This window comes from Mycobacterium gordonae (assembly GCF_017086405.1).
GTDB lineage: Bacteria > Actinomycetota > Actinomycetes > Mycobacteriales > Mycobacteriaceae > Mycobacterium > Mycobacterium gordonae_D.
The window spans coordinates 1,454,928-1,468,470 of the sequence record NZ_CP070973.1 but is presented as its reverse complement, the minus strand read 5'-3'; the positions used below and the strand labels follow the sequence as shown (position 1 = coordinate 1,468,470).

4 protein-coding genes are annotated in these 13,543 nt (G+C 78.8%); all 4 read left to right on the top strand.

Going from position 1 to position 13,543, the window contains the following annotated elements; all coding sequences use genetic code 11:
- Positions 1-423 precede the first annotated feature (423 nt).
- From JX552_RS06435 to JX552_RS06420, 4 genes are read left to right on the top strand one after another with little or no spacing between them, the layout of a single operon-like run.
- Complete coding sequence (locus tag JX552_RS06435; protein WP_205876593.1) at positions 424-6,285, top strand: PE family protein; 5,862 nt, start codon at positions 424-426, stop codon at positions 6,283-6,285.
- Positions 6,225-7,379, top strand: coding sequence for a hypothetical protein (locus JX552_RS06430; RefSeq protein ID WP_205876592.1), 1,155 nt, complete (start codon positions 6,225-6,227; stop codon positions 7,377-7,379). The genes JX552_RS06435 and JX552_RS06430 overlap by 61 nt, the downstream gene beginning before the upstream one ends.
- 9 nt (positions 7,380-7,388) lie before the next feature.
- Positions 7,389-10,610: a PE family protein gene (locus tag JX552_RS06425; RefSeq protein WP_205876591.1), complete on the top strand. Its 3,222-nt coding sequence runs from the start codon at positions 7,389-7,391 to the stop codon at positions 10,608-10,610.
- Positions 10,607-13,537: a PE family protein gene (locus tag JX552_RS06420; RefSeq protein ID WP_205876590.1), complete on the top strand. Its 2,931-nt coding sequence runs from the start codon at positions 10,607-10,609 to the stop codon at positions 13,535-13,537. Before JX552_RS06425 ends, JX552_RS06420 begins: the two co-directional genes overlap by 4 nt.
- The last annotated feature ends 6 nt before the right edge of the window (positions 13,538-13,543 follow it).

The following is a 13,543-nucleotide window of genomic DNA, read 5'->3' as shown; positions in this document are numbered from 1 at the left end:
GCAGTCACTGCTAAGGGCGTACACAGAGTCTGTTTCGCAACCACGAATCAATGCAGCCCTGCGTCCGCACACCGGGCCGCATTTACATAGCGTGTGCGCGCTATGTAAGTGCTTGTCGACACAACAATTTAAATAGCATTTACACGCTTTCATTTGATGCGCTCTCTTAGCGTCAACTCATCGTAAACTTTTAAAAGTGCTGTGCTGCAAGCTATTACACTATCGATGGGGGCGCAGTCGGGAATACTGGTCAGCCCAATTAGGGCGGAGTTTGCGCAGGAAAGTTGTCCGCGAAAATACGCAAATTCACTGACGCGATAAAAATTCGGCGATAACATTCGGACCGACCAGGGCAGTAACAGCGGTCGATCACGAATGCAGTGGCGGTTGGCAATCGCCTTTTTGGTAACCGGGAGTGTCGCTATGCCGCAGCTATTGGTTTCAGCGGAACTGATGCTCGCAGCCACCCAGGAGCTGGCTGGTGTCGGGTCGGCGCTCAGCGCGGCCAACGCGGCGGCTGCGAACGCTACGACGCAGGTCGTGGCGGCCGCTGAGGACGAGGTGTCCGCGAGTATTGCGGCATTGTTCGCCGGGCATGGTCTGCAGTACCAGGAAATCAGTGCACGAATAGGCGCGGCCCAGCACGAGTTTGTGGCCGCGTTGTACGACGCGGCGGGATCGTATGAGTCGGCCGAAGCGGTCAACGTCGAGCAGGTGCTGCTGGGCCTGATCAACTACCCCACCCAGCTGCTGCTCGGGCGGCCACTGATCGGGGATGGCGCGAGCGCCACCACGTCAGGAGGCCGCGGTGGCGACGGGGGCCTGCTGTTCGGCAACGGAGGCGCCGGGGCAGCGGGCGCACCCGGTCAGAGCGGCGGCACCGGCGGAGCGGCCGGACTGTGGGGTACCGGCGGCGCCGGTGGTGACGGAGGCGTCGGGGGAGCTACCGGGGGGGCCGGCGGAGCCGGCGGGCTGCTGTTCGGAACCGGCGGCGCCGGCGGTGCGGGCGGGGCCGGCGCGGCGGGCGGCATCGGTATCGCTGGCGGGACCGGCGGCACCGGCGGGACCGGCGGCGCCGGCGGATTGTTCAGCGGCGGCGGCGCCGGTGGAATGGGCGGGCTCGGCGGGGCCGGCGGGTTCGGCACCGGCAGCGGCGGAAGCGGCGCGGCCGGTGGCAGCGGCGGGGCCGGTGGCGCAGGAGGTCGAGCGGCGCTGTTGTTTGGAGCCGGTGGGCAAGGCGGTCTGGGCGGCGGCGGCGGGCCCGGAGGAAGCGGCGGAACGGGCGCCGACGGTGCCGTCGCAGGTCTGGGAGGTGTCGGCGGCACGGGAGGCGTCGGTGGTACCGGCGGCGCCGCCGGGCACGGCGGGGCGGGCGGTTCGGGACAATTGCTCAGCCTCAGTGGCGCTGACGGTGCGGCCGGCGCTGAGGGCGTCGGGGGGACGGGCGGCACCGGCGGGGTGGGCCTTGCGGGTGCTGACGCCGCGCCGGGTTCGGGCATGGACGGCGGCAGCGGGTTCGCCGGTGGAGCTGGTGGGGCCGGTGGCGCGGGCGGAGTAGGCCCGAGCGGGGCCACCGGCACCGGAGGTCTGGGAGGCGCGGGTGGCCAGGGTGGGGCCGGCGGAGTCGGTGGCTCCAACAACCAAGGCGTCGGCGGCGCTGGTGGAACCGGCGGGACCGGTGGGGCGGCGGGCGCCGGTGGCGCCGGCTCGACCGTGGGCCATGCGGGAACCGGTGGCGCCGGCGGGACCGGCGGCCAGGGCGGAACCGGCTCCGCGGGCGCCGACGCCGCCGTAGGTTCGGGTGCCGCGGGCGGCGCCGGGGCTGCGGGCGGCACCGGCGGGACCGGCGGCCAGGGCGGAACCGCCGCTGCCGGCGGGACCAACGGCAGCGGCGGCGCCGGCGGGGCTGGCGGCCAGGGCGGGAACGGTGGGTCCGGGGGTTCCAACACCGACGGCGCCGGCGGGCACGGCGGGGCCGGCGGCGCCGGAGGGGCTGGCGGCGCGGGAGGCGCGCCCGGGACAGGTGGCTCCGGTGCGACCACGGGCCGAGCGGGCACCGGTGGCACCGGCGGAGCAGGTGGCAACGGCGGCGATGGCAGCGCCGGCACCGACGCCACCGGGGACTCAGGCGCCGCAGGGGGCACCGGCTACGCGGGAGGCGACGGCGGAGCCGGCGGCCAGGGCGGCAGCACCGCCGGCGCCACCAACGGCCCCGGCGGCGCCGGCGGCCACGGCGGCCGCGGCGGAGCCGGCGGCACGGGCGGCTACAACAGCAGCGGAGCCGGCGGCACCGGCGGCGACGGCGGGGCCGGCGGAACTGCGGGGGCCGGCGGGTCGGCAGGCATCGGCGGCACCGGCGCAAACACCGGTAGGGCGGGCACCGGGGGCACCGGCGGCACCGGCGGCACCGGCGGCATGGGCAGCCAGGGAACAGATGCCGCCGCGAATTCGGCCGCCACCGGCGGCTCCGGATTCGCCGGCGGACGCGGCGGCCACGGCGGCCAGGGCGGAGCCACCGCCACCGGCGGCATCAACGGCACCGGCGGCCAGGGCGGTCAAGGCGGCCAAGGCGGACACGGCGGAGCGGGTGGCTCCAGTAGCAACGGAATCGGTGGCACGGGAGGCACTGGGGGCATCGGCGGATCCGCTGGTCTCGGTGGCGCGGCCGGCACCGGCGGCACCGGCGGCGCAGCCGGGAGTGCTGGCACCGGCGGCACCGGCGGCACCGGCGGTGACGGCGGAGCCAGCGGATCCGGCGCCGACGCGGCCGCTCAGTCGGGCGCGGTCGGCGGGACCGGCTTCACCGGTGGTTCCGGAGGTACCGGCGGCCAGGGCGGCAGCACCTCAGCGGGCGGCGGTAACGGCGTCGGCGGCACGGGCGGACGCGGTGGTCAAGGCGGCGCGGGCGGCGAAGGCGGGTCCGGTACCTTGGCGGGCTCGGCCGGCGGGGCCGGCGGCGTCGGCGGCGCCGGTGGTACTGCGGGCACCGGCGGTGCCAGCGGCACCGGTGGGTCCGGCGGGGCGGTAGGCAGCGGGGGCATCGGCGGCACTGGCGGAACCGGTGGGCTTGGCGGGGCCGGCAGCACCGGCGCTGACGCAACCGCGAACTCCGCAGCCGTGGGCGGTGCCGGCTTCACCGGCGGCGCCGGTGGTGCCGGCGGCCAGGGCGGCCACGCCGCTACCGGCGGGATCAACGGCGACGGTGGGGCCGGCGGCCGCGGCGGTCAAGGAGGCGGCGGCGGCGCCGGCGGATCCGGAACCATCAGCGGTTCGGCCGGCGGGAGCGGCGGGACGGGAGGCAACGGCGGAAGCGCCGGCGTCGGCGGTGGGGCGGGCACTGGCGGGTCGGGCGGCGCCACGGGCAGCGGCGGCAGCGGCGGTACCGGAGGCGCCGGCGGAACCGGCGGAGCCGGTAGTGCGGGCCGGGATGCCGCCGCCAACTCCGCGGCGACGGGCCGAACCGGCTTCGCCGGCGGCGCCGGCGGCACCGGCGGCCGGGGCGGCAATGCGGGTACGGGCGGGCTCAACGGGGATGGCGGCCAAGGCGGCACCGGCGGCACCGGGGGAACCGGCGGCGCCGGCGGATCCGGGACAATCAGCGGCTCGGCCGGCGGCACCGGGGGAACCGGTGGAAATGGCGGTGCGGCCGGGGCCGGCGGGTCGGCGGGAAGCGGCGGAATCGGAGGATCCCGAGGCGCGATAGGTAGCGGCGGCACGGGTGGCGTCGGTGGCACTGGTGGAACGGGCAGCAACGGCGCTGACGGCGCCCCGGGCAGCGGCGCCACGGCCGGCGCCGGCTTCAGCGGAGGCGCGGGCGGCGCCGGCGGCGCCGGCGGCAGCCCAGCAGGCGGGACCCGCGCCGGGGACGGCGGCCAGGGCGGCACCGGCGGCACCGGGGGCACCGGCGGAACGGGTGGCACCGGCGCCGCGGGAACCTCCTCGCAGGCGGGTGGCGACGGCGGCAATGGCGGGAGTGGCGGATCCGGCGGCGCGGCAGGTACCGGCGGAGCGTCCGGCGGCACCGGCGGCACCGTCGGCGCCGCTGGTACTGCCGGTTCGGGCGGTGCGGGCGGCACCGGTGGGACCGGCGGCAACGGCGGCACGGGCGCCGCCGGCAGCGCCGGTGGTGCTAACGGGGACACCGGAACCAATGGCGGCGCGGGCGGTGACGGGGGCCGGGGCGGCGCCGCCGGCGCCGGCGCCGGCGGCAAGTTCGGTCAGGGCGGCCAAGGCGGCACCGGTGGGATCGGGGGCACCGGCGGAACCGGCGGGACCGGCACCGCGGGCACCGTCACCGATCCCGGCGGCACAGGTGGCGACGGCGGAATGGGTGGCCAGGGCGGCGTGGCCGGAGCGGGCGGGGCGGCCGGTGGCTCCGGGGCCAGCGCCGGCGTGGCGGGCCACTCCGGAGCCGGTGGCCGTGGGGGCACGGGAGGCACCGGCGGGAATGGCGGCCAAGGGGCCGAAGGCCAGCCCGGCGGCGGCATCGGCCGCGACGGCACGGCCGGCGGCGGCGGCGGTAGCGGTGGCCGGGGCGGTGCGGCCGGTGGTGTCGGTGCCGACGGCGGGCAAGGCGGCGACGGCGGCGTCGGCGGCACGGGCGGGCAGGGCGGCACCGGCACCACGGGCACCTCGGTGCTGGGTGGCGGTGCCGGTGGAAAGGGTGGGAGCGGCGGTCAAGGCGGCTCGGCTGGTTCCGGCGGCCCCTCGGGCGGCTCGGGCGGCAGTGTCGGAGCGACCGGACGCGCCGGAGCCGGCGGTGTAGGAGGTCAGGGCGGAACGGGCGGCGACGGTGGCACCGGAAGCACCGGCGCGTCCGGCGGCGGCACCGGCGGCACCGGCACCATCGGCGGAGCCGGCGGCACCGGCGGACAAGGAGGAGCGGCCGGCGGTGTCGGCGCTGACGCCGGCGACGGTGGTCGCGGAGGTAGCGGCGGGACCGGCGGCACCGGCGGCCGCGGCGGCACCGGCACCGCCGGCACCGCCATTGACGCCGCCGGCCTTGGCGGCACCGGCGGCGTCGGCGGGAAGGGCGGAGCCGCCGGCAGTGGCGGCGCGGCCGGCGGAAGTGGCGGTAACGCCGGCGCGGTCGGAACCGCCGGCACCGGCGGCACCGGCGGACAAGGGGGCGGCGGCGGCACCGGCGGCCAGGGTGCGACCGGCAACCCGGGCGGCGGCGAAGGCGGTTCCGGTACCACCGGCGGCCAAGGCGGCACCGGCGGTAAAGGCGGCGCCGCCGGCGGAACCGGCGCCAACGCCGGGAACGGCGGCCAAGGCGGCAACGGGGGTACCGGCGGAACTGGCGGCACCGGCGGGACCGGCACGGCCGGCACCGCCACCCAGTCGGGCGGCACCGGCGGCAACGGCGGGACCGCAGGCGACGGCGGAGCGGCAGGCATTGGCGGTGCGGCCGGCGGCGCGGGCGGCAACACCGGCGCGGCGGGCTCCGGCGGCAACGGCGGCACGGGTGGCACCGGAGGCACTGGCGGGGCCGGCGGCCAGGGCACCCCGGCACCGAGGGCGGTGGCCAGGGCGGCAATGGCACCGCGGGCGGACTGGGTGGCAACGGCGGAAAAGGCGGGGCCGCCGGCGGACTCGGCGCCCACGCGGGCGACGGCGGCAAAGGCGGCAGCGGCGGAGTCGGTGGCGACGGCGGCAAGGGAGGTCAGGGCGACATCGGCATCGCCGGCGGCCAGGGCGGCAAGGGCGGCCAGGGCGGTCGGGCGGGCGCCGGCGGGGCGGCCGGCGCGGTCGACGCCAACGCCGGAGACGGCGGCACCGGCGGCACTGGCGGGGTCGGCGGCACTGGCGGCACGGGCGGCACCGGCACCGCGGGCACTTACCTGGCGGCCGGCGGGACGGGCGCCACCGGGGGCACCGGCGGTCAAGGTGGTGCTGCGGGCGCCGGCGGAGCGTCGGGCGGGGCCGGCGGTGTTGCCGGCGCGGCAGGCAAAGCGGGAATCGGCGGTACCGGCGGCACCGGCGGTACCGGGGGTACCGGCGGAACGGGTCTCACCGGTTCATCGCAAACCGGCGGCGTCGGCGGGACCGGCACCACAGGCGGCGCCGGCGGAAAGGGCGGCCAGGGCGGGGCAGCCGGCGGGTCCGGCGTCAACGGCGGACGAGGCGGCAACGGCGGCGTCGGCGGTATCGGCGGCACCGGCGGCACCGGGGAGGCTGCGGCACTTCCCACCGCACAAGCCGGCACCGGCGGTGTCGGGGGCGTGGGCGGCAAGGGCGGCAACGGCGGTCTCGGCGGCGCAGGAGGCGGCGACGGCGGGGTGACCGGCGGCATGGGAAGCGCAGGAAATGGCGGTCAGGGAGGGTTCGGCGGCGTCGGAGGTGCCGGCGGCGAGGGGGTGAATCCGTTCATCGGCGGCGGATCGGCCGGGCAAGGCCTCCCCGGACAAGACGGCAATCCCAGTGGCGCGGCGGGCCAGAACGGCAAGAGCGCTGTCGCAGATCCCGCCGGAACATCGGGCGGCCCGGGAGGTTCGGGCGGTGACGGGACCGCCTCCAACGGCGGCCGGCCGGTCGGCGGCAGGGGCGGGGACGGCGGCACCGGGGCCACCGGAGGTAACGGCGGCGACGGCGGTAAAGGCGGTTCGGTCCAGTATCAAGGCCCCGGTATCAACCCCGGCACCGGTGGGGACGGCGGTACCGGAGGCACCGGCGGCGTCGGCGGCAATGGCGGCACCGGCGGCGCCGGCGGAAACATTCTGAACGCGACCACCGCCGGCACGGCGGGGCACGGCGGCAACGGCGGCCACGGGGGTGCAGGCGGCAACGGCGGCAACGGCGGTGTCGGCGGCAGCAACCTCACCAACGGCGTCGGCGCCAATGGCGGCGCCGGGGGCAACGGCGGCCACGGCGGCAACGCCAATGGGCCCGAAAGCTTCGGCGGCAAGGGCGGCAGCGGCGGCGCCGCAGGCGCCGGCGGAGCCGCCGGAACGATCGGCGATCTGACCGGCGTCGTCGGCGGGGCCGGCGGTATCGGCGGAGCGGGAGGCGCGGGAGGCGCCGGCGCCAACGGCGGCGCCGGGGGCGCCGGGGGTAACGGCGGCGCCGCTACAACGCAGTTCCTGGCGAGCAGCGGCAACGGCGGCAACGGCGGCAACGGCGGCAATGGCGCCAACGGGGGTAGCGGCGGCAACGGCGGCAAAGGCGGGATCGGAGGGGCCGGGCCCACCGCCGGGGCCGCGGGGGCCGGCGGAGTCGGCGGTGCGGGCGGAGCGGCCGGGACCGGCGGCGCCGGCGGCGCGGCCGGCGTGGCCGGGGCGGCTTCCGGTGACGCTCGCGCGGGTTCGTCTGGGACAGCGGGCACCAGAGGCGTCGACGGCGTCCAGGGCGGCCCCGGTACGCAGGGCGCGTCGGGTTAGGAGCCACTGATGTCATTCGTGCAGATCTCACCCGACCTGGTGGCTGCGGCGGCGCAGGACTTCGCCGACGTCGGGTCGGCGGTCACGGCGGCTAATGCAGCGGCGGCCCGGTTCATCACGAGGGTGTTACCCGCAGCCGATGATGAGGTGTCGGCGGGTATCGCGGCACTCTTCGGCCAGCACGCTGTGCAGTACCAGTCGATCAGCGCCCGAGCCGCGGCATTTCACGAACAGTTTGTGGCGACGCTGCAGGCGGGGGCCGGCTCGTACGTTTCTGCGGAGGCGATCAATGCCGAGCAGGCTCTGTTGGGTGTGGTCAACTCCCCCACCGAGTTGCTGTTGGGACGGCCGCTGATCGGGGACGGTGCCGACGCGACCACGCCCGGCGGTCGCGGTGGTGATGGTGGGCTGCTGTTCGGCAACGGGGGCGCCGGGGCATCGGGCGCGCCCGGTCAGGCCGGCGGCGCGGGCGGGGCGGCAGGCATGTGGGGTACCGGCGGGGCCGGTGGAGCGGGCGGCTCCGGCGGTGCCAGCGGCGGGGCGGGCGGAGCCGGCGGCGTGTTCTTCGGCCAGGGCGGTGCTGGCGGGGCCGGTGGAATCGGCGCGCCCGGGGGCCCAGGACTGGGCGGAGGGACCGGAGGTACGGGCGGCACCGGCGGCTCGGGTGGAATGTTCAGCGGCGGCGGGGCCGGAGGTACGGGCGGCCCGGGTGGAGTTGGTGGAGCCGGTGCCACCAGCGGAGCGACCGGTGGCACCGGCGGCGTCGGGGGCGCCGGAGGGTCCGGCGGGGGCAGCGGCCTGCTGTTCGGGGCAGGTGGGCAGGGTGGTCTGGGGGGCACCGGTGGAATCGGCGGAAGCGGCGGGGCCGGCGCGGACGGCGGCGCTGCAGGTCTGGGCGGGGTGGGTGCCGCCGGGGGAACCGGCGGTGCGGGTGGCTCCGCTGGTCACGGCGGGGCAGGCGGTGCCGGTCAGTTGCTGAACTCACGCGGGGCCGACGGCGGTGCGGGCGCCGGGGGCACCGGCGGGACAGGTGGTACCGGCGGGGCCGGCGCTGCGGGTGCTGACGCCGCGGCGGGTTCGGGTGCGGTCGGCGGCGCAGGGTTCGCCGGGGGCGCCGGGGGCACCGGCGGCGCCGGAGGTTTCAGCGTCAGCGGGCTCAACGGCGCCGGTGGCGCGGGCGGCACCGGTGGCCAGGGTGGGGCCGGTGGCGCGGGTGGTTCGAACAACAGCGGCACCGGCGGTGTCGGCGGCGTCGGTGGCGTCGGCGGCGCGGCGGGTGCCGGCGGGTCAGGAGCGACCGTGGGTCACGTGGGCACTGGCGGTATCGGCGGAGTTGGCGGCACCGGCGGGGCGGGCAGCGCCGGCAGCGATGCCGCGGCAGGCTCCGGCGCGGTAGGCCATGCCGGGTCCGCCGGTGGGGCCGGCGGCGCTGGCGGCCGGGGCGGCAACGCGGCGGCCGGCGGTGTCAACGGCGCCGGCGGGGCGGGCGGCCATGGCGGCACCGGCGGCGGCGGCGGGACGGGCGGATCCAACGACAACGGCGTCGGCGGCGCTGGCGGGGTAGGCGGTACCGGCGGGGCGGCGGGCCTGGGCGGAGCGGCCGGAACCGGCGGCACCGGAGGGACCGCGGGCGGTGCGGGCACCGGTGGCACTGGCGGCACCGGTGGCACCGGCGGGGACGGCAGTGCCGGCGCCGACGGCCCCGAGAACTCCGGCGCGACCGGCGGCACGGGGTCTGCCGGCGGCGCCGGCGGGGCGGGCGGCCAGGGCGGCAGTACCAGCGGTGGCACCAACGGCGCCGGTGGTCGGGGCGGCCTCGGCGGCCACGGCGGAGCGGGCGGCAACGGGGGCTTCAACGCCAATGGTGTCGGAGGCGCGGGTGGAGCGGGCGGCACGGGCGGTGCCGCCGGTATGGGTGGCGCCGCCGGGACGGGTGGCTCCGGCGGACATTCGGGCAGCGCGGGCACCGGCGGCACCGGTGGAACCGGCGGAACCGGCGGGAACGGCAGCGCAGGCATGGATGCCGCCGCGAACTCAGCCGCGACCGGCGGCACCGGCAACAGCGGCGGCGCCGGCGGCCAGGGCGGTCGAGGTGGAGACTCCGCCGGTGGCATCAACGGGGTCGGCGGCCGGGGTGGGCGGGGCGGCCACGGCGGACAGGGCGGCGCCGGTGGGTCCGGGACGGTCGGCGGTTCGGCCGGCGGAGCCGGCGGGACCGGCGGGACGGGTGGAGCGGCGGGTGCCGGTGGGTCGGCCGGTAGTGGAGGAAGCGGCGGAACGCAGGGCACCGCGGGCAGCGGCGGCGCCGGTGGAGCCGGGGGCGCCGGCGGTGACGGCAGCGCGGGTCTCAATGCCGCCGCCGATACCGGCGCAGCGGGCGGCACCGGTTTTGCCGGCGGTGTTGGCGGGGCAGGTGGGGCCGGCGGCGACGCCGTCGCCGATGGCGTCAACGGGACCGGTGGCGATGGTGGCCAAGGAGGTCGCGGCGGACACGGCGGCGCGGGCGGATCCGGGACGGTCAGCGGTTCGGCCGGCGGTTCCGGCGGCACCGGAGGATCCGGCGGCGCCGCCGGCATCGGCGGTGCGGCCGGCACCGGCGGCACGGGCGGCGTCACCGGCAGCGTGGGTGGCGGCGGCCACGGTGGCAACGGCGGCGCCGGCGGTGCGGGCAGCACCGGCACCGACGCCGACGCGGAGTCGGGTGCCACCGGTGGCATTGGCTTCACCGGTGGGGCCGGCGGCGCAGGTGGTGCCGGTGGCAGCGCCGCGGGCGGGAACCATGCCGGCGACGGCGGCACCGGCGGTAGCGGCGGCGTCGGCGGCACGGGCGGCAGCGGCGGAAGCGGCACCGCTGGCACCGCCCTACTGGATGGCGGGCAGGGCGGCACCGGCGGCACTGGCGGTCAGGGCGGCGCTGCCGGAGCCGGTGGCGCATCGGGTGGCCTGGGCGGCAGCGACGGCGCGGCGGGTACGTCCGGCCGTGGCGGGGTCGGCGGGTTCGGTGGCAACGGGGGCACCGGCAGCACTGGCGCGGCGGGCACCCCGGCGGCGGCACCGGTGGTACTGGAACGGCGGGCGGCGCGGGTGGCAGCGGTGGTCGAGGCGGCGCTGCCGGCCTCGTCGGCGCAGGTGGCGTCAGCGGCGCCGCCGGAGACGGCGGCCAGGGCGGCGACGGAGGTATCGGTGGCACCGGCGGTACCGGCGGGGTCGGGACACCGGGCACGTTCTTGACAGCGGGCGAGACCGGTGGACACGGCGGCGTTGGCGGACACGGCGGCGCGGCCGGGGCCGGTGGCGCCTCCGGCGGGGCGGGCGGCAACATCGGCGCCGCCGGCGCGGCCGGGGCCGGTGGCCAAGGCGGTGCCGGCGGCGATGGCGGAAAAGGCGGCCAGGGCCTTACCGGCTTGTTCGGTAGCAACGGCTCAGACGGCACGGCAGGCGGCGCCGGGGGCACCGGTGGCCAGGGTGGCGCGGCGGGTGCCGGATTCGGCGGCAAGGCCGGCGACGGCGGCACCGGCGGCAACGGCGGCGGCGGTGGCACCGGCGGGACCGGCGGCACCGGCACCGCCGGCACCCACGCGTTGCCCGGTGGACACGGTGGCGGCGGCGGCACCGGCGGCAAGGGCGGTGCCGCCGGAGTCGGCGGCGCCTCCGGCGGAGTTGGCGGTCACGCCGGACTGACGGGTCAGGGCGGGATGGGCGGCCAAGGTGGCGCCGGTGGCAGGGGCGGGGACGGTGGCACAGGTCAAACCGGCACCGCCGGCGGCGGCACCGGCGGAGAAGGCACCGCAGGCGGCACCGGCGGAGAAGGCGGGCAGGGTGGGGCTGCCGGAGGGGCGGGCGTCAGAGCGGGTAGCGGAGGGCTGGGCGGTGATGGCGGCACAGGGGGCACTGGCGGCACCGGCGGCGCCGGCACCGCGGCCACCGCCACCGAGGCGGCCGGCACAGGCGGAACGGGGGGCCAGGGCGGCATCGGCGGCGCGGCCGGCGCGGGCGGCGCATCGGGTGGTGACGGTGGCCGCAGCGGCGCCGCCGGCGATGCCGGCGCCGGCGGCAGCGGCGGGGCCGGCGGAATCGGCGGCACCGGTCGGACCGGAGACGCCGGCGCTGCGGGCGGCGGGACCGGCGGGCAAGGACTCGCCGGCGGCCAAGGGGGCGATGGCGGCCAAGGGGGTGCAGCCGGCGGCCTTGGCGCTGACGCCGGCGACGGCGGCACCGGCGGCCAGGGCGGTACCGGCGGAACGGGCGGCATAGGCGGAACCGGGACCCCGGGCACCGCCACCCAGGCGGGCGGCGCCGGCGGCAAAGGCGGAACCGGCGGAGACGGCGGGTCGGCCGGTAAGGGAGGCGCCGCCGGCGGCACGGGCGGCTCTGACGGCGCTGCGGGCATCGCCGGCAACGGCGGCGACGGCGGTAGCGGTGGCGAGGGCGGAGCCGGCGGGCAAGGCACGACCGGCAGCGTCGGCGGAGGAACCGGCGGCACCGGCTCCAGCGGTGGCATCGGCGGTGTGGGTGGCGACGGCGGCGCCGCCGGCGGGGCCGGCTCGAGCGGCGGCCGAGGCGGAACTGGTGGAACGGGGGGCCACGGCGGCACCGGAGGCACCGGTGGAGCCGCTGGCACGGTCGGCGCCACCGTGGAAGGCGGCACCGGCGGCAATGGCGGCAGCGGTGGCGCAGGCGGCGCGGCCGGTGCCGGTGGCGCCGCGGGCAAGGGCGGCATCGTGGGGCTGGCCGGTGCCGCCGGCAGCGGCGGGATTGGCGGCGACGGTGGTATCGGCGGTGCAGGGGCTCACGGCGCGGCCGGAAACCCCGGAGGCGGTAACGGCGGACACGGCACCGGGGGCGGATCCGGCGGCAATGGCGGGGCGGGTGGCACGGCGGGTGGGCCCGGCGCAAACGGCGGCCGCGGCGGCCACGGCGGAATCGGTGGCACGGGCGGCGACGGCGGCAGCGGTGGCGCCACGGTCAGCGCCGGCCAGAACGGCGGCGTCGGCGGAGACGGCGGCGGCGGCGGCAAAGGGGGCAACGGGGGCGCGGGTGGCTCGGCCGGGGCCGGCGGCCTCACCGGCGGTATGGGCACCGCCGGCAACGGCGGCCACGGCGGCGCCGGTGGCGCCGGCACCAATGGCGCCGCCGGCGCCAATCCTGCTGCCATTGCGGGGCAAGCGGCTGATCCTGGCTCCAACGGCGGGAGTGGCAGCCCCACCGGCAGCGACGGCAATCGCGGCACCAACGGCACCAGCCCCGGAATGGTCGGCGGCCGCGGCGGCAATGGCGGCACCGGAACGGTTACTTCCGTGCTGCAGAACCCGACCGGCGGCAGCGGCGGAGCCGGCGGCGAAGGCGGCACCGGCGCGGTCGGCGGCAGGGGCGGCAACGGCGGTGACGTCAATACAGCCGGTCCGCCTTCGGGACCGAATGGTGCGGCGGGCTTCGGCGGCACCGGCGGCAGAGGTGGCGCCGGCGCCAACGGGGGCAACGGGGGCCTCGGCGGCAGCGTTCTCTCGAACCTTGTCGTCGGCACGGCCGGCGACGGCGGCGACGGCGGCGACGGCGGTGTCGGCGGCAACGGCGGCAACGGCGGCACCGGTGGGCACGGCGCGATTCTGGCCAACGGCGGATCAGGAGGTCACGGGGGCAACGGCGGCAACGCCACGGGACCCAACAGCGCCGGCGGCCAGGGCGGTGCCGGCGGCAAGGGCGGCGCGGGCGGCGCGGCCGGAACCGTCGGCGACCTGACCGGCGTAGTAGGGGGCGCCGGAGGAGCGGGAGGGCAGGGCGGCAACGGCGGTATCGGCGCCAACGGTGGCAACGGAGGCGCCGGAGGGTTCGGCGGAAACATCACGACAACGTCCGGTTCGGTCACCATGAGCGGCAACGGCGGCGACGGCGGCAACGGCGGACACGGCGCCGCCGGTGGCAGCGGAGGCAACGGCGGTGCCGGCGGTCATGGGGGTGCCGGGCCAACAGAGGGAACGGGTGGTGCCGGTGGTGCCGCAGGTGTCGGCGCCTCCGGCGGAACCGGGGGCGCCGGCGGTGCTGGCGGACTACCCGGCGTCAAGACCGGCGGTGGCATCACAGGCGCCTTCGGGCACGACGGCGCTGCTGGCACAGCGGGCGGCCGAGGTGCTGACGGCAACCGTGGAACAGCAGGTTAGGAGCGG

Excerpts from the sequence above, each read along its gene's own strand:
- JX552_RS06435 (WP_205876593.1), top strand. The coding sequence starts at position 424 with ATGCCGCAGCTATTGGTTTCAGCGGAACTGATGCTCGCAGCCACCCAG.
- JX552_RS06425 (WP_205876591.1), top strand. The coding sequence starts at position 7,389 with ATGTCATTCGTGCAGATCTCACCCGACCTGGTGGCTGCGGCGGCGCAG.